The organism is Micromonospora sp. M51 (genome assembly GCF_018070305.1).
Classification (GTDB): domain Bacteria; phylum Actinomycetota; class Actinomycetes; order Mycobacteriales; family Micromonosporaceae; genus Micromonospora; species Micromonospora parva.
In genome coordinates this window covers 1-504 of record NZ_JAGPXZ010001469.1, presented here as the reverse complement: position 1 = coordinate 504, position 504 = coordinate 1, and the positions used below count along the sequence as shown (strand labels likewise).

At 68.1% G+C, this 504-nt stretch carries 1 protein-coding gene; it reads left to right on the top strand.

Going from position 1 to position 504, the window contains the following annotated elements; all coding sequences use genetic code 11:
* Window positions 1-297 (top strand): vitamin B12 dependent-methionine synthase activation domain-containing protein (locus KBX53_RS35495; RefSeq protein ID WP_210864088.1); only part of this gene is annotated, 297 nt, incomplete at its 5' end.
* Between the last annotated feature and the right edge of the window lie 207 nt (window positions 298-504).

The following is a 504-nucleotide window of genomic DNA, read 5'->3' as shown; positions in this document are numbered from 1 at the left end:
GCCGAATACTGGCACCAGCGCATCCGCGCCGAGATGACCCTGCCCGACGGCCGCCCGCTGGGGCACGACGACCCGGCGGACCTGGCCGGCATCCTGCACAACGACTACCGGGGTTGCCGGTACGCGTTCGGCTACCCGGCCTGCCCGGACCTGGAGGACCGGGCGAAGATCATGGACCTGCTCGGGGCGGACCGGATCGGGGTCGAGCTGTCCGAGGAGTTCCAGCTGATGCCGGAGCAGGCCACCGACGCGATCGTCGTCCACCACCCGGAGGCCAACTACTTCAACGCCAAGTAACGGTGCAAGTGCCCTGACCTGCATGTGAGGTCGTCCGAACGGCGGCTGAGTCATGATCATGCCGCGGTCAGATGTGCTGGTCCGTTTGCCGCGATCGATGCTGCTCGCACCACGGCAGCTGAGGCAAGGCCCTAGCATCGGCCCCATGATCGAGGACTTCGCGGGTCGGCTCCTGCGCGACATGGCCGGCCTCGACCCGTGCACAGC